Annotated in this window: 11 protein-coding genes and 1 pseudogene; 11 read left to right on the top strand and 1 reads right to left on the bottom strand. The window is 70.7% G+C overall.

Features of this window, described 5'->3' with window-relative positions; translation table 11 throughout:
- Nucleotides 1-100: 100 nt before the first annotated feature.
- Nucleotides 101-877, top strand: a pseudogene (locus tag ACZ5VQ_RS47825) (tetratricopeptide repeat protein); the annotation flags it as partial.
- 253 nt (nucleotides 878-1,130) lie between these two features.
- Here ACZ5VQ_RS47825 and ACZ5VQ_RS47820 read toward each other — a convergent pair.
- Nucleotides 1,131-2,873 carry a dolichyl-phosphate-mannose--protein mannosyltransferase gene (locus ACZ5VQ_RS47820; RefSeq protein ID WP_469110497.1) on the bottom strand — a complete coding sequence of 581 codons (1,743 nt, stop codon included), beginning with the start codon at nucleotides 2,871-2,873 and terminating at the stop codon, nucleotides 1,131-1,133.
- A gap of 62 nt (nucleotides 2,874-2,935) precedes the next feature.
- Here ACZ5VQ_RS47820 and rsmI point away from each other — a divergent pair, with 62 nt between their 5' ends.
- The 10 genes from rsmI to ACZ5VQ_RS47770 all read left to right on the top strand — a co-directional run bounded on the left by rsmI (nucleotide 2,936) and on the right by ACZ5VQ_RS47770 (nucleotide 16,212).
- The gene (gene rsmI, locus ACZ5VQ_RS47815; protein ID WP_469110496.1) at nucleotides 2,936-3,790 is read left to right on the top strand and encodes a 16S rRNA (cytidine(1402)-2'-O)-methyltransferase; all 855 of its coding nucleotides are present in this window, start codon (nucleotides 2,936-2,938) and stop codon (nucleotides 3,788-3,790) included.
- A gap of 233 nt (nucleotides 3,791-4,023) precedes the next feature.
- Complete coding sequence (locus ACZ5VQ_RS47810; RefSeq protein WP_469110495.1) at nucleotides 4,024-4,470, top strand: hypothetical protein; 447 nt, start codon at nucleotides 4,024-4,026, stop codon at nucleotides 4,468-4,470.
- 165 nt (nucleotides 4,471-4,635) lie between these two features.
- A complete protein-coding gene (locus tag ACZ5VQ_RS47805) occupies nucleotides 4,636-5,505 on the top strand; it encodes a TatD family hydrolase (protein WP_469110494.1) in 870 nt (289 codons plus the stop codon).
- A gap of 141 nt (nucleotides 5,506-5,646) precedes the next feature.
- Nucleotides 5,647-6,990, top strand: coding sequence for a ubiquitin-like domain-containing protein (locus ACZ5VQ_RS47800; protein WP_469110493.1), 1,344 nt, complete (start codon nucleotides 5,647-5,649; stop codon nucleotides 6,988-6,990).
- Between the two features lie 291 nt (nucleotides 6,991-7,281).
- Complete coding sequence (gene rsmA / locus ACZ5VQ_RS47795; RefSeq protein ID WP_362088212.1) at nucleotides 7,282-8,142, top strand: 16S rRNA (adenine(1518)-N(6)/adenine(1519)-N(6))-dimethyltransferase RsmA; 861 nt, start codon at nucleotides 7,282-7,284, stop codon at nucleotides 8,140-8,142.
- A 2-nt stretch (nucleotides 8,143-8,144) separates the two neighbouring features.
- On the top strand, nucleotides 8,145-9,041 hold the full coding sequence (locus tag ACZ5VQ_RS47790) for a 4-(cytidine 5'-diphospho)-2-C-methyl-D-erythritol kinase (RefSeq protein WP_469110492.1): 897 nt from the start codon (nucleotides 8,145-8,147) through the stop codon (nucleotides 9,039-9,041).
- Nucleotides 9,042-9,373: 332 nt separating this feature from the next.
- Nucleotides 9,374-10,153 carry an MHYT domain-containing protein gene (locus tag ACZ5VQ_RS47785; protein ID WP_362088216.1) on the top strand — a complete coding sequence of 260 codons (780 nt, stop codon included), beginning with the start codon at nucleotides 9,374-9,376 and terminating at the stop codon, nucleotides 10,151-10,153.
- Between the two features lie 81 nt (nucleotides 10,154-10,234).
- Nucleotides 10,235-12,244 (top strand): sensor histidine kinase, encoded by a 2,010-nt coding sequence (locus ACZ5VQ_RS47780; protein WP_469110491.1) that lies wholly within the window; start codon nucleotides 10,235-10,237, stop codon nucleotides 12,242-12,244.
- Between the two features lie 143 nt (nucleotides 12,245-12,387).
- Nucleotides 12,388-14,196: an ABC-F family ATP-binding cassette domain-containing protein gene (locus ACZ5VQ_RS47775; RefSeq protein WP_469110490.1), complete on the top strand. Its 1,809-nt coding sequence runs from the start codon at nucleotides 12,388-12,390 to the stop codon at nucleotides 14,194-14,196.
- 213 nt (nucleotides 14,197-14,409) lie between these two features.
- On the top strand, nucleotides 14,410-16,212 hold the full coding sequence (locus ACZ5VQ_RS47770; protein ID WP_469110489.1) for an outer membrane protein assembly factor BamB family protein: 1,803 nt from the start codon (nucleotides 14,410-14,412) through the stop codon (nucleotides 16,210-16,212).
- Nucleotides 16,213-16,292 lie beyond the last annotated feature (80 nt).

The raw sequence follows: 16,292 nt of genomic DNA, 5'->3' as shown, positions 1-16,292 counted from the left end.
CACCCGCGAGCACAAACGCCTCTACTCCACCCCCGACCAGCACAACTACAACCTCACGGCCTGATCAGGAACGTCCCTACAGGAGAGCCACACCCACCTCGCCTACGCCTACATGTCGGCGGGGGATCTGGTGCGGTCCACCCCCCTGTTCGAGCAGACCCTCGCCGACCGGTTGCGGGTGCTGGGCGAAGACCACCCCCACACCCTTGCCTCCCGCAACAACCTCGCTGGCGCCTACGAAGCGGCGGGGGACTTGGGGCGGGCCCTTCCCTTGTACGAGCAAACTCTTGCCGACCGGTTGCGAGTGCTGGGCGAGGGCCACCCCGATACCTTGGCAGCCCGCAACAACCTCGCCCTTTCCTATGTGTCGGCGGGAGATCCGGTGCGGGCCGTCCCCTTGCTCAAACAGACCCTCGCCGACCAATTGCGGGTGCTGGGCGAAGACGACCCCCACACCCTGGTCTCCCGATACAACCTTGGCTATGCGTATCTGTCGGCGGGGGATCTGGAGCGGTCCATCCCGCTGTTCGAGCAGACCCTCGCTGGCCGGTTGCGGGTGCTGGGGGAAGACCGCCCCGACACCCTGGCCACCCGCCAATGCCTCGCCCTTGCCTACGCGTTGGCGGGGGATCCGGAGCGGTCCATCCCCCTGTTCGAGCAGGATCTATCCGTTGCCCTCCGTGTGCGGGGCGAGGGCCACCCTGCCACCCTTGCTTCCTGCGAGGGCCTTGCCTATGCCTACGTGGCTACAGGAGACATAGAGCGGGCCATCTACCTGCTTGAACAAACCCTCACCGACGCCGTCCGAGTCCTGGGCGACAACCACTCGTTCACCGAAGCGGTCCGGGCACGCCTGGCCGTAATACGCAATCGCTGACCAACGGGAACGGATGGTTTGGCAGCGTGAGATGAAGGATTCTGGGCGAGGTGTGGACGACCGGCCGCACCGTGGCGATTTGCGGGAGACTTGCCGCAGGCCAAAGCCTGGTGCGTCGGCTCTTAGCTGGAGGACTGTAAATCTGCCGGGCCGTCTCCGGGCCGTATGAAGGTGGCCAATGGCAGCCGCCAACGACCACTAACAACCATGATGGCGCGGCAGACTACCGCGCCATCATTGTGTATCCGCCCAGCTAAACCCACGTATCCAGCCACATCCGAGACCGCCAACTGTCGATCGGGATCGCCTCGCCCGTGTAGATCGGCCAGAAATAAATGAAGTTCCAGGCGATCAGCAGGACCAGGACCCCCGCCGTCGCCGCGCCGATAACGCGGCGGCGTTCCGTCGAACCAGGCGGGCCGAGGATGGCACCGGTCATCATGGCCACCGCCAGGCACAGGAAGGGGAGGAAGACGACGGCGTAGAAGAAGAAGATCGTGCGTTCCTGGTAGAGGAACCAGGGGAGGTAGCCGGCCACTACGCCGCAGGCGATCGCGCCCGCTCGCCAGTCGCGGCGGAAGAGCCAGCGCCAGAGGACGTACATGACTGCGAAACCCGCCGCCCACCAGAGCAGGGGCGTGCCGAGGGCGAGGACCTCGCGGGCGCACTTCTCGCCCGCGTCCGTGGGGCAGCCGTCCTTGCCGGGCAGCGGCGACTCGTAGAAGTACGAGACGGGGCGGCCGGTGACGATCCAGCTCCACGGGTTCGACTGGTAGGTGTGCGGGGAGTGCAGGCCGACGTGGAAGTCGTACACCTGGGTCTCGTAGTGCCACAGGCTGCGCCACCAGTCGGGGAACAGCCAGGACCAATCGCTGGTGCGGCCGTCGGCCGAGGCCCAGTCGCGGTAGTAGCCGCCCTTGCCGTTGGTGGCGGACAGGAACCAGCCCGTCCACGACACGATGTACGTGGCGATCGCGACGGGGACCGTGGAGAGGAACGCCCAGCCCACGTCGTGCTTGAGGACCGCCAGATGGGGGCGGCGGGCGCCCGCGACCCGGCGGGAGCCGACGTCCCACAGGACCGTCAGCAGACCGAACGCGACGAGGAAGTAGAGGCCGTTCCACTTCGTGCCGATGGCGAGGCCGATGAGCAGACCCGCCGCCAGGCGCCAGGGGCGGCGGCCCAGGAGCGTTTCCTCCGCGATGCGCGCGTCCGGGCGTACGAGGCCGTCGGCGTTCGGTGGGAGCGCGGCGGCGAGGCGTTCGCGGACCTTGTCGCGGTCGATGAGCAGGCAGCCGAAGGCCGCCAGGACGAAGAACATCAGCACCTGGTCGAGCAGCGCGGTGCGGCTCATCACGAAGTGCAGGCCGTCGACGGCCATCAGGGCGCCCGCCAGACAGCCCAGGAACGTCGAGCGGAAGATGCGGCGGCCGATCCGGCACAGCATCAGCACGGACAGCGTGCCGAGCAGCGCCGTCATGAACCGCCAGCCGAACGGCGTGAACCCGAACATCCACTCGCCGAGCCCGATGACGTACTTCCCGACGGGCGGATGGACCACATAGGCGGCCTCCGTCGGGATCTTGACGTTGCCGCCGTTCTGCAGGATCAGCTCGTTGGCGTTCTTCGCCCAGTTGACCTCGTACCCGCGGTGGATGAGCGCCCAGGCGTCCTTGGCGTAGTACGTCTCGTCGAATATCACCGCCTTCGGGCTGCCCAGGTTCCAGAACCGCATCACGCCCGCGATCAGCGTGACGAGCAGCGGCCCTCCCCACGCCGACCAGCGGACGAGGCGTTCGGCCGCCTCCCGGCGGAGCCCGATCGCCGCCCACAGCCGGGGGCTGGGCTCGGTGTACGCGGGCACCAGGCGTTCGCGGACATCGCTTCTGGGCGGGGCCGTGTAGCCGAACCGGCGCAGCCGTTGTTGCCACGACGGCCGCTGGTCTTCGACGCCCTGTCCCTGCCGGGTGTCCGTGGAGGACGCGGTACTGGTCACCGCGCCATCGTAGGGAACAGGTCTGTGTGAGTCGCGTGGGCCGCCCCTGCGAGGATGGAACCGTGACAGGAACCCTTGTACTCGCAGGCACGCCCATCGGGGACATCGCGGACGCACCGCCCCGGCTGACGGCCGAGTTGGCGGGGGCCGACGTCATCGCCGCCGAGGACACGCGGCGGCTGCGGCGGCTGACGCAGGCGCTGGACGTACAGCCGTCCGGGCGGGTCGTCTCGTACTTCGAGGGGAACGAGACCGCGCGTACGCCCGAGCTGGTCGAGGCGCTGGTGGGCGGGGCGCGCGTACTGCTCGTCACGGACGCCGGGATGCCGTCCGTGTCCGACCCGGGATACCGGCTGGTCGCCGCGGCCGTGGAGAAGGACATCAAGGTCACGGCCGTCCCCGGGCCCTCGGCGGTGCTCACCGCGCTCGCGCTGTCCGGGCTGCCCGTCGACCGCTTCTGCTTCGAGGGATTCCTGCCGAGGAAGGCCGGCGAGCGGCTGTCGCGGCTGCGGGAGAACGAGGTCGAGCGGCGCACGCTCGTGTACTTCGAGGCACCGCACCGCCTCGACGACACACTCGCCGCGATGGCCGAGGTGTTCGGCGAGGACCGGCGGGCCGCCGTCTGTCGCGAACTGACCAAGACGTACGAGGAGGTCAAGCGCGGGCCGCTGGGCGAACTCGCCGCCTGGGCCGCCGAAGGGGTGCGCGGCGAGATCACCGTCGTCGTGGAGGGCGCGCCGGAGATCATCGAGTCGCTCGACGCCGAGGAGCTGGTGCGCAGGGTGCGGGTGCGCGAGGAGGCGGGGGAGCGGCGCAAGGAGGCGATCGCCGCCGTCGCCGCCGACGCGGGCCTGCCCAAGCGCGAGGTCTTCGACGCGGTCGTCGCCTCGAAGAACGCGGCGCACCCGAATCCCTGATGGCTGAGCGGGCAGCCGTGCTCGAACCCATGAGCGGGACCCCGCGCCCGACCCCATGAGCGGGCAAAGGACGATCGCGAAAAGCAAAGCTCAGACCGCGTTCTGAGGGCGCTCCGACAAGGAAAGGCCAAGACGGCTCCAACACTCGACAGGTCTCGTGCGCTTCGGCCTGCGGAGGCGTCCACTGGTTGAAGGACGCACCCGTCCTCGTCCAGCGGACAAGAGGAGCTGGCATGAGTGAGATCGCAGGTCAGACCGGGCAGATCACTGGAGATCCTGGCCACCGCACCACGGCGACCGACATAGTCCACGAGTCGTACTCCTTCGCCTGCATGCGCTGCGGGCACGGCTGGGAGCAGTCGTACGAGATCGAGCACCACCTCGACGCCGAGGGCACCGAATTCGTCATGTACGTGGCCGACGGCCGGGTCGTGCCGTCGCCGCTGAGCCGGCCCAGCTGTCAGAACTGCGACGGCCATGTCGTCCGCATCATGCGCGCGGGGCAGGTCTCCTCGGCGCAGAACTCGCTGCACCGGCCGACGCCCGTAAGGCCGCGGAGGGCCCCGGACGCCGAGACCCCGGACACGGCGGAGAACGCGGGGTCGGCAGCGGCCGAGGAGCGTCACCACTGGCACCTCTCCGATCTGCTGCACCCGTTCCACCACCGCAGGGCGAGCTGATCCTCCGGTCTGCCGCCCGATGCCGGGCCCCACGTTCTGCGGCCTCCCCCCGCCTCCCGGACCGTGGGGCCCGGCATCGCCCTTCCCGAGACCTCCCGAGATCTCCCGGGCCCCCGAGACCTCCCGAGGCCCCCTTCGCAGGATCGGGCTTCGTAGGATCGGGGCATGCCTTCCAACGCCGAAGCCCCGCCCCCGCCGACCCCTCTCCGGGTGCCGGTCGCCGACTCGCACACCCACCTCGACATGCAGTCCGGCACGGTCGAGGAGGGCCTCGCCAAGGCCGCGTCGGTCGGTGTGACCACGGTCGTCCAGGTGGGCTGCGACGTGAAGGGCTCGCGCTGGGCCGCCCAGACCGCCCTCGACCACGAGGCCGTCCACGCGACCGTCGCGCTGCACCCGAACGAGGCCCCCCGGATCGTGCACGGCGACCCCGACGGCTGGTCCCGGCAGGGCGCGCGGCAGCCCGGTGGCGACGGCGCGCTGGACGAGGCGCTCGCCGAGATCGACCGGCTCGCTGCCCTTCCCCAGGTCAAGGGCGTCGGCGAGACCGGCCTCGACTACTTCCGCACGGGCCCCGAGGGCAAGGCCGCCCAGGAGAGGTCCTTCCGCGCCCACATCGAGATCGCCAAGCGGCACGGCAAGGCGCTGGTCATCCACGACCGCGACGCCCACGCCGACGTGCTGCGGGTCCTGAAGGAGGAGGGCGCGCCCGAGCGGACCGTCTTCCACTGCTACTCGGGGGACGCCGCCATGGCGGAGATCTGCGCCCGCGCCGGCTACTACATGTCGTTCGCCGGGAACATGACCTTCAAGAACGCCCAGCCGCTGCGCGACGCCCTCGCCGTGGCCCCGCTCGAACTGGTCCTCGTCGAGACCGACGCGCCCTTCCTGACCCCCGCGCCGTACCGCGGACGGCCCAACGCCCCGTATCTCATTCCGGTCACGGTCCGGGCCATGGCCGTCGTGCGGGGGCTGGACGAGGACGCGCTGGCGACGGCGATCTCGGCGAACACGGCCCGCGCGTTCGATTTCTGAGCCGTAACGACCGGCCCGCTCGCGGGGGTCCGACCGGGGGACGTGTCGCGACACAGCGTAGTCACGATGCTTTGGAGAGTGACGAACGCTCCGCTAGGTTCCTCTGGCCCGATCCGGATCGGATCCCTGGAGCGTGTCGTAGTGAGCAATTCGCAGTACGAGACGTATGGCCCGACGTACGAGATCCCTGAGCCGTACGGTCACGGATACCCGGACACGTACCGACCCGCTTATGAGGACGTGAGCGGGGGCGGCAACGAGTACGCCCCCGACGGTTGGCGCGGGCCGGAGGCTCCGACGCTTCCCCGGCAGGTTCCGCCCACGCTGGAGATGCCGCTGCCCGGCGGCCGTGCCGAAGCCCGGCGGGCCGCCCGGCGGCGCAGGAGCGCCGAGCGGCCCGACATGCGCCGGCTGCTGCCGCAGGCGCTGGTCGTGGCGTTCCTCGCGGGCGGCACCACCGCGTTCGTGGCCGACGACAAGGCGATCGAGCTGAACGTCGACGGGAAGCCGCGCACGCTGCACACCTTCGCCGACGACGTGACCGAACTCCTCGCCGACGAGGGCGTCGAGATCGGCGCGCACGACATCGTGGCGCCCGGCCCCGGAGCCGCGCTGACCAGCGGGGACGAGGTGGCCGTACGGTACGGGCGGCCCGTGCGCCTCACCCTCGACGGGCAGCGGAGCAGGGTGTGGACCACGGCCCACACCGTGGACGGCGCGTTGCGGGAGCTCGGGGTGCGTGCGGAGGGCGCGTACACATCCGTTCCGCGCTCCCGGCGGATCGGGCGGGAGGGGATCGCGCTCGACGTCCGTACCGAGCGGACCGTGACGGTCATGGCGGACGGGCGGGCGCGGACGGTCCGGACGAACGCGGCGACCGTCCGCGAGGTCGTGGCGGACGCCGGGATCACGCTGCGCGGCGAGGACACCACGTCCGTACCGTCCGGGAGCTTTCCACGGGACGGGCAGACCGTGACGGTCATGCGGATCACCGCCACGCAGGAGGTCCGTGAGGAGCCGATCCCCTTCGCGGTGCGGCGCACGGAGGACCCCGGGTTGTTCCGGGGAACGGAGGTCGTCGAGCGGGCCGGGCGGCCGGGGCTGCGGCGCGTCACGTACGCCCTTCGTACGGTCAACGGGGTGAAGCAGCGGCCTCGGCGGCTCGGGGCCGAGGTGGTGGACCTGCCGCAGGCGCAGGTGGTGAAGGTGGGGACGAGGCCGCTTCCCACGTCCGTGCGGGGGGCGGACGGGCTGAACTGGCAGGGGTTGGCGCACTGTGAGTCGGGTGGTCGGCCCGGGGCGGTCGACTCCTCCGGCACGTACGGGGGGCTCTACCAGTTCGACGCCCAGACCTGGCGCAGCCTCGGCGGGTCCGGGCGTCCTCAGGACGCCCCTGCCGCGGAACAGACCTTCCGCGCGAAGAAGCTGTATGTGCGGCGGGGGGCGAGTCCTTGGCCGCACTGTGGGGGGCGGCTGCAGGGCTGAGGGCTTTTCCTCGCCCCCGCCGCCCCTACCCTCCCCCACTCTCGGCTTCGCTCGAGCGGGGGGACCCCCATCGTCCCTTACTCAGGGGCTCCGCCCCCGAACCCCCAAAAGACTGCGCAGTTCCCCGCGCCCCTTATTAGGGGCGCGGGGAACTGCGCACCCCAGCCACAACGAACCCTCACCCGACAACCCACCCCACGGGGCTTGGGGCGGAGCCCCAGAAGGATGGGACGGGTAGGGGCGGCGGGGGCGAAAAACGGCCCCGCCGCATCACACCCGTACCCTTGGGGCGTGAGCAGCCCCACCTCCGACGCCCTCCTGGGTCCCGCCGACGTCCGCGAACTCGCGGAAGCCCTCGGCGTACGACCCACCAAGCAGCGCGGCCAGAACTTCGTCATCGACGCCAACACCGTGCGCCGCATCGTGAGGACCGCGGGCGTCCGCCCCGAGGACGTGGTCGTCGAGGTCGGCCCGGGACTCGGCTCCCTGACCCTCGCGCTGCTGGAGGCCGCCGACCGCGTCGTCGCCGTCGAGATCGACGACGTCCTCGCGGGCGCACTCCCCGCTACGATCACCGCCCGCATGCCGACCCGCGCGGACCGCTTCGCGCTCGTCCACTCCGACGCCATGCAGGTGACGGAACTCCCCGGCCCCGCCCCCACCGCCCTCGTCGCGAACCTCCCCTACAACGTCGCCGTCCCGGTACTCCTGCACATGCTCGACACCTTCCCCACCATCGAGCGCACGCTCGTGATGGTGCAGGCGGAGGTCGCCGACCGCCTGGCCGCCCCGCCCGGTTCGAAGGTCTACGGCGTGCCGTCCGTGAAGGCGAACTGGTACGCGGACGTCAGGCGCGCCGGTTCCATCGGCCGCAACGTCTTCTGGCCCGCGCCCAACGTCGACAGCGGGCTCGTCTCGCTGGTGCGGCGCGAGGAGCCGGTGAAGACGACCGCGTCCAAGCGCGAGGTCTTCGCCGTCGTGGACGCGGCCTTCGCCCAGCGGCGCAAGACCCTGCGGGCCGCGCTCGCCGGCTGGGCGGGTTCCGCCCCCGCCGCCGAGGCCGCCCTCGTCGCGGCGGGCGTCTCGCCCCAGGCACGCGGTGAGTCCCTGACGGTGGAAGAGTTCGCACGGATCGCGGAGAGCAAGCAGTGAGCGTGTCGAACGTGACGGTACGGGTCCCCGCCAAGGTCAATGTGCAGCTCGCGGTGGGCGGCGCCCGCCCCGACGGGTTCCACGACCTGGCCAACGTCTTCCTCGCGGTCGGCCTCTACGACGAGGTCACCGTGGCTCCGGCGGACGCCCTCCGGGTGACCTGCGAAGGGCCTGACGCCTCCCAGGTACCCCTGGACCGTACGAACCTGGCGGCCCGCGCGGTGGAGAAGCTCGCCGCGAGGACGGGGCGCGAGGCCCGTGTGCACATCCACATCGCCAAGGACATCCCCGTCGCCGGGGGCATGGCGGGCGGCTCCGCCGACGGTGCGGGCGCACTGCTCGCGTGCGACGCCCTCTGGGGTACGGGGGCCACGCGCGAGGAACTCCTCGACATCTGCGCCGAGTTGGGCAGCGACGTGCCGTTCAGCCTGGTCGGCGGTGCGGCGCTCGGGACCGGGCGGGGAGAGAAGCTGCGGGTCCTGGAGGTCGGGGGGTCCTTCCACTGGGTGTTCGCCGTCGCCGACGGCGGGTTGTCGACACCGGCCGTGTACGGGGAGTTCGACCGCCTCAACGAAGGGGTGGAGGTGCCCGAGCCGGTTGCCTCAGACGGACTGCTCGGGGCGTTGGCCAAGGGTGACTCTTCGGCTCTCGCCGCCGCCCTCTCCAACGACCTTCAGGCCGCCGCGTTGTCCCTCCGGCCCTCGCTGGCCCTGACGCTGGCCGCCGGTACCTCCGCCGGGGCGCTGGCCGCGCTGGTGTCGGGGTCCGGGCCGACGACCGCGTTCCTCGTGCGTGACGCCGAGGCTGCGGTGAAGGTCGCGGACGCGCTCCTTGCTTCCGGGACGTGCCGCAACGCCCGTGTCGCCGCGGGGCCCGTGCCGGGGGCTGTCGTGGTCTGACGGTTGCTGCGGCACGCGCCGCAACCGTTGGCTTGAAAGGTGCCCTCGGAAACCGCTTACACAAAAGGAGTTACCGGTTCCAGGACAGCCTGTGTGGGCCGTGTGGAGGTAGTCGGCGGATTCCGCCCGGCCCGGTCGCTTGCATATAAATGCAGGTCAAGTGTTATGCAGGTCACCGTAGTTCAATTCACGTCTATCTCCCGGCTGGACCCCTTTCGTCCTGGTCCGCCGCTCATCTCGGGCTGGCATTATCGGCCGCCTCCGGTGTCTTGTTACCGGCGGTACTTCCGTGCGTACGGTCAGGCCGTGCGGCGGGCGAGAGGGGCTTCCCCATGGGTCACATGGACCACTTCAGCGCCGGATGGGTCACTCCCGTCCTGTCCTATGCGATGGCCTGCGTCGGCGCGGCACTCGGACTGCGGTGCACGGTGAGGGCACTTGAGGCGGACGGTGCCTCCAAGCGGAACTGGCTGCTGCTGGCCTCGGTCGCCATCGGCTCCGGGATCTGGACCATGCACTTCGTCGCGATGCTCGGCTTCGGTGTCGACGGCACGCCGATCCGCTTCGACGTCCCGCTGACCGTGCTCAGCCTTGTCGTCGCCGTACTGGTCGTCGGCGCGGGTGTGTTCACCGCCGGCTACGGCCGTTCCCGGGTACGTGCCGTGCTGCTCGGCGGGCTCGGCACCGGCCTCGGCGTCGCGGCCATGCACTACATCGGCATGGCGGCGCTCAACCTGCACGGTTCGGTCCGGTACGACCCGGCCCTGGTCATCGCCTCCGTCGCGATCGCCGTCGTCGCCGCGACCGCCGCACTCACGCTCAGCCTCGTCGTCCGGGGGCCCGTCGTCGCCACCGCGGCCGCCCTCGTGATGGGCCTCGCGGTCAGCAGCATGCACTACACCGCGATGTACGCCGTGAGCATCTCCCTCGCGCCGAGCAGCGCGGCCCTGGCGGGCGCCACCGCCACGGAGTTCATCTTCCCCCTCGCCGTCGTCCTCGGCTCCTTCCTCTTCCTGGCCGCCGCGTATGTCGCGCTCTCCCCGACCGGCAAGCGCGCCGAGTCCGCGGTGGCCGCCGAACTCCTGCGCCAGGTCGAGCTCTCCACCGCCTGAGCGGGCCGCCGGGGGCGGGCGACCCGCAGCCGCCCCCGGACCGGCCACCGTACGTCCCCCCTCCCTGAACGAGGTGTCCCCATGCGTGTCCGACGCACGCCCGACCGGCTGCGACCCAGATCGGTCAGAGCCAAGATCGTCTCCCTGCTCATGCTCCCCATCGTGTCGCTGATGGCCCTGTGGGGCTTCGCCGCGGTGACCACCGCCTCCAGCATCGGCGCCACCGAGCGGGCCAAGGAGGTCAACGCCGAACTCCTCGTCCCCGTCGACGGGTTCGTCACCGCCGTACAGGCCGAGCGGACCGCCGCCCTGCGGTACGCCGCCACCCCAGGCAAGGGCGACCCCGCCGAACTGCGCGCCGCGGGGCGGACCTCCGACGCCGCCGCCAAGAAGCTCCTCGACGGCGCCAACGCCAGCAGCGCCGACGCCGGACTGCTCGACTCCGCGCTGCCCGGTCGCATCGACCGCCTGGAGACCGATGCGGAAGGCCTCGCCGCGCTGCGTGCCGAGGCCTCCGGCGACGGCGCCAAGACCACGGACCTCCACACGGCGTACTCCACGACGATCGAGCACGCCTTCGCCGTCTCCGGCGCGCTCACCGGCGAGGAACGCACGAGCTCCGCCTCCGAGGCCCGGGTCGTCCTCGAACTCGCCCGTGCCCGCGAGGCGTTGGCCCAGGAACAGGCGATCCTCGCCGCCGGCCGGGCCGCCGGAACGCTCACCAAGGACCAGTACGCGCTGTTCGTCGGCGCCGTCGCCACCCAGCGCCAGCTGCTCGCGCCCGCCGTCGCCGATCTCCGGCCCGGACACCGGTCCGCGTACAACACCGTTCTGCAGAGCGGGAGTTACGAGAGCCTCCAGGCCATCGAGAACCGGGTGCGCAGCGCCGGGCCGGGCGCCTCGGCCGTGTCGGCGGGCTTCCTCACCCAGTGGGACGGCTCCGCGAGGTCCGTCCTGGACGGGCTGGCCAAGGCCGAGAAGAGCGCCGGAACGGCCGCCGTCTCGCAGGTCAACGCCTTCGGCTGGGACACGCTCGGCGCCTCCGGCGTCGCCGTCGTCCTGGGCCTCGTCGGCGTACTGCTCTCGCTGCTCGTCTCCGTACTCGTCGGGCGCGGACTCATCGTCGAACTCCTCGACCTGCGCAACTCCGCCCTCGAAGTGGCTGGCCGCCGGCTGCCGCAGGCCATGCGGCGGCTGCACGCCGGGCAGGGCGTCGACATCGACGCCGAGGCACCCATGCGACGCCTCGCCGGCGGCGAACTCGCGCAGGTCGGCACCGCCCTCACCGCCGTCCAGCGGGCCGCCCTCAAGGCCGCCTCGGAACGCGCCGAGCTCCTCAGCGGGATCTCCGGCGTGTACGTCAGCATCGCGCGCCGCAGCCAGGTCCTGCTGCACCGCCAGCTCGATCTGCTGGACGGGATGGAACAGCGCCAGCGCGATCCGGCCGAGCTCCAGGACCTGTACCGGATCGACTACCTCGCCACCAGGATGCGGCGGCACTCCGAGAGCCTGCTCATCCTGTCCGGCATCGCGCCCGGGCGCGGGTGGCGCGATCCGATCCCGCTGTCGGAGGTGCTGCGCGCCGCCGTCGCGGAGATCGAGAACGCCTCCCGCGTACGGATCTGGGCCACGCCCCGTGTCTCCGTCGCGGGCGGGTCGGTCGCCGACGTCATCCATCTGCTCGCCGAGCTCGTCGAGAACGCCTCTGCCTTCTCGCCGCCCAGCACCCAGGTGCAGCTGCGGGCCGCGCGGGTGCGGGGCGGGCTGCTCATCGAGGTCGAGGACAGCGGCTTCGGTATGAAGGAGGACGCGATGGCCGAGGCCAACCGGAAGATCCGGTCAGAGAAGGTCGATCTGCTGGACGCCAAGCAGATCGGGCTGATCGTGGTGAACCGGCTGGCCGAGCGGCAGGGGGTGAGTGTCGAGCTGCGGTCCTCCGGAAGCGGGGGTGTCACGGCGGCCGTCCTCATTCCGGAGAATCTGGTCCGGGACGACATGCCTGTGCATGACCGGGCTCTTGCGGAGTCCGGGGCCGGGGGGCGCTCGCTGGCGCCGGCTTCTGCGCTCGTGCCGCCCCAGCGGAGGCAGTAGACACCGCGCGCGGCGGAGCGGCATCTGGGCACAGCCCCGCGCCCCTTCGGGGGCGAAGGGAGCCGCCCTCTGGACGGGCGGAAGGATCAACCTTTCGGGCGACTACCCTGGAAGGTCGATCGATCCCCCTTGTCAGGAGTGCGATGGCCGTCAATCTGGTCAATGTCGAGGCAGTCAGCAAGGTGTACGGAACCCGTGCGCTGCTCGACGGAGTCTCCCTCGGCGTGTCCGAGGGCGACCGGATCGGGGTGGTCGGCCGCAACGGTGACGGCAAGACCACGCTGATCCGGATGCTCGCCAAGCTGGAGGAGGCCGACACCGGGCGCGTCACGCACTCGGGCGGCCTGCACCTCGGCGTGCTCACCCAGCACGACTCCCTCGACCCCGAGGCCACCGTCCGCCACGAGGTCATCCGGGACATGGCCGACCACGAGTGGGCGGGCAACGCCAAGATCAGGGACGTACTCACCGGACTGTTCGGAGGGCTCGACCTGCCGGGCTTCCCGCAGGGGCTCGACACCGTGATCGGACCGCTCTCCGGCGGTGAGCGGCGGCGGATCGCGCTGGCCAAGCTGCTCATCGAGGAGCAGGACCTGATCATCCTCGACGAGCCCACCAACCACCTGGACGTGGAAGGCATCGCCTGGCTTGCCCAGCATCTGAGCCGGCGCCGGTCCGCGCTCGTCTGCGTCACCCACGACCGGTGGTTCCTCGACCAGGTCTGCACCAGCATGTGGGACGTGCAGAAGGGCGATGTGTACGAGTACGAGGGCGGCTACACCGACTACGTCTTCGCCCGGGCCGAGCGGGAGCGCATCGCCGCCACCGAGGAGGCCAAGCGGCAGAACCTCGTCCGCAAGGAGCTGGCCTGGCTGCGGCGCGGGGCGCCCGCCCGTACGTCCAAGCCGCGCTTCCGGGTCGAGGCCGCCAACGAGCTGATCGCCGATGTGCCGCCGCCGCGGGACAGCAGCGAGCTGATGAAGTTCGCCTCCACCCGGCTCGGCAAGACCGTCTTCGACCTGAAGGACGTCACCGTCCAGGCCGGGCCCAAGGTGCTGCTCAAGCATCTGACCTGGCAGCTCGGACCGGGGGACCGGATCGGTCTCGTCGGTGTGAACGGCGCGGGCAAGACCTCCCTGCTGCGGGCCATGAGGGACGCCGCCCTGTCCGAGGGCGAGACGCAGCCCGCCGCCGGGCGGGTCGCGGTCGGCAGGACCGTCAAGCTCGCCTACCTCTCCCAGGAGGTCGCCGAACTCGACCCGACGCTGCGGGTGCTGCAGGCCGTCCAGGCCGTGCGCGACCGTGTGGACCTCGGCAAGGGCCGCGAGATGACCGCGGGCCAGCTCTGCGAGACCTTCGGCTTCAACAAGGAGAAGCAGTGGACGCCGGTCGGTGATCTGAGCGGTGGTGAGCGCCGACGGCTCCAGCTGCTGCGGCTGCTGATGGACGAGCCGAACGTCCTCTTCCTCGACGAGCCGACGAACGACCTCGACATCGAGACCCTCACACAGCTGGAGGACGTCCTCGACGGCTGGCCCGGCTCGATGATCGTGATCTCCCACGACCGGTTCTTCATCGAGCGCACGACGGACCGCGTGTTCGCGCTCCTCGGCGACGCGACCCTGCGGATGCTGCCGCGCGGGATCGACGAGTACCTGGAGCGGCGCCACAAGATGGAGGAGGCCGCGGCGGCCGCGGCCCCCGCGCCCGTCCCGTCGGCCGAGAAGACCGGTGTCTCCGCCGCGGACGCCCGCGCGGCGAAGAAGGAACTCCAGAAGATCGAGCGGCAGCTGGACAAGATCTCCGACAAGGAGAGCCGGCTGCACACCCAAATCGCCGACAACGCCACGGACTTCGAGAAGGTGGCGAAAATGGACGCCGACCTGCGCGAACTGGCCACCGAGCGCGAGGAGTTGGAAATGCGGTGGCTGGAGCTCGCAGACGACGCGTGAAGGCTGCGTGAAGGACCATAACGAGGGCATCACGGGCCGGTCCTCCCTTGGGAACAGGGGAGGAACCGGCCCCTTGTTCGAGCGCGTCATGGTGATAGAAAGAGCCGTCCGAGAACACTCTTGGGCAGTCTGACAACCACTGTGAGTGCATCGCCTACTGCGGTGCGTACTGCAGGGCATGGCTAAAAATCAGTGAAGAGGGGGAACGCGCTGATGACTCAGCCGCCCAACCAGCCGCCGCAGGGCGGGTTCGGAGCGCCGCAGGACCAGCCACCGCAGGGAGGCTTCGGCCCGCCGCAGGACCCGCATGCAGCCACACCTCCGCCGCCCGCCCAGCCGCCGGGGACTCCGCCGCCGCCTCCGCAGGGCGCTCCGGGGACCCCGCCGCAGCCCGGTTACGGCTACCCGCAGCAGCCAGGTCCCTACGCCCAGCCGGGTCCGTACGGCCAGCAGCCGGGGCCGTACACCCCGCCCGGTCCGTACGGGAATCCGCAGCAGCCGGGGCCGTACGGCCAGCCCGGATACGGGTATCCGCAGCAGCCGCAGTTCCCGGGTGCGCCCGGGACGCCGCCGGGCGGTGGCTCGCGCAACCCCTTCAAGGGGAAGCCCGCGGTGATCATCGGGGCCGCGCTGGCCGCGGCGCTCGTCATCGGCGGCACCGTGTGGGCCGTCTCCGGCAGCGGCGACGACACCAAGAAGAAGCCCGTCGCCGACAAGAGCCAGGACGGCAAGGCCTCGGAGTCCGGCGCCCCGGTCAACCCCGGTGACGGCGACGGCGACGGCAACGAGGGCACCGAGGACCTCAACGAGGGCCGCCAGGCGGGCGAGTCGAAGGTGCTCTGGTACAAGGAGGCGCCCGATGCCCCCGGTTCGGGCGCCGACGCCCCCGGCATGTGGGTCACCGACAAGGTCGCCGTGAAGGCCGCGTACAAGCAGGTCTTCGCCTACAAGGTCGGCGACGGCAAGGTCGCCTGGCCCGCGGTCTCCTTCCCGGAGAAGATCTGCGCGGTGTCCCCGCAGAAGACGTCCGCGGACAAGGTCTTCGTGGCGTACAAGGAAGGCACCAAGGACACCGCCGAGTGCAACCAGGTCGTCGAACTCGACCTCGCCACCGGCAAGAAGGGCTGGACGAAGGAGATCCCGGAGGGCGACCTCTTCGACAGCGCCCTCAGCCTCAGCCTGAACATCGTTGGCGACACACTGATGGTCGGCCGCTCCATGTCCGGCGTCGCCTACGACGTGACCAGCGGCGACAAGCTCTACGACAAGAAGAAGTACGGCGCCTCCTGCTTCCCGTCGGCGTTCACCGGCGGCGCCAAGCTGCTCGCCGTCTCGTCCTGCGGGGCCGGCGGCGACGACGAGCACGACGAGGTGCAGGAACTCGACCCGGCCACCGGCAAGGCCGAGTGGACCAGGAAGTTTCCCAAGGGCTGGCGCGTGGAGCGGACGTACTCCGTCGACCCCGTCGTCATCTACCTCACCAACGCCGACAAGAAGCAGTGGAACGTCACCGCGCTGAAGAACGACGGCTCGGTCCGCTCGGAGGTCGACGTCGACGAGTCGTTCGCGCCCGAGTGCGGCTGGGCGATCCTTTCCCGCGACCTCCAGGGCTGCGGGGGTGTGGCGGCCGACGCGAACACCCTCTACCTGCCGACCGAGGCGAAGAGCGGCGCCAACGAGGTCGTCGCCGTCAGCCTGGAGACCGGCAAGGAGAAGTGGCGGGTCAAGTCCCCGGCGGACGAGTCGATGATGCCGATGAAGCTGGACGGCACGAACCTGATCGCCTACGTGCAGCCCTCGTACGACGCGGGCGGGCGGGTCGTCTCCATCCCGACCGGCGGCGGCTCGCACACGCCGCAGAAGCTTCTGCAGAACCCGCAGGGCACCGCGGACATCGAGGACGGCTTCTTCTCGAAGGCCGTCGACTACGTGGACGGGCGTTTCTACCTCTCCACCACTCGCCTGACGGGCAACGACGAGTCCAAGGAGAAGCTGATGCTGGCGTTCGGCAAATGACCGGGCCGGCTCTCCCGCACGGCCTGCACGGCCTGCAAGCCCTGTACGCCCTGCCCGCTCGTCCCGTCCGGCCCGTCCAC

Source organism: Streptomyces sp. NPDC033178 (assembly GCF_055577685.1).
This window is presented reverse-complemented; position numbering and strand designations above follow the sequence as displayed.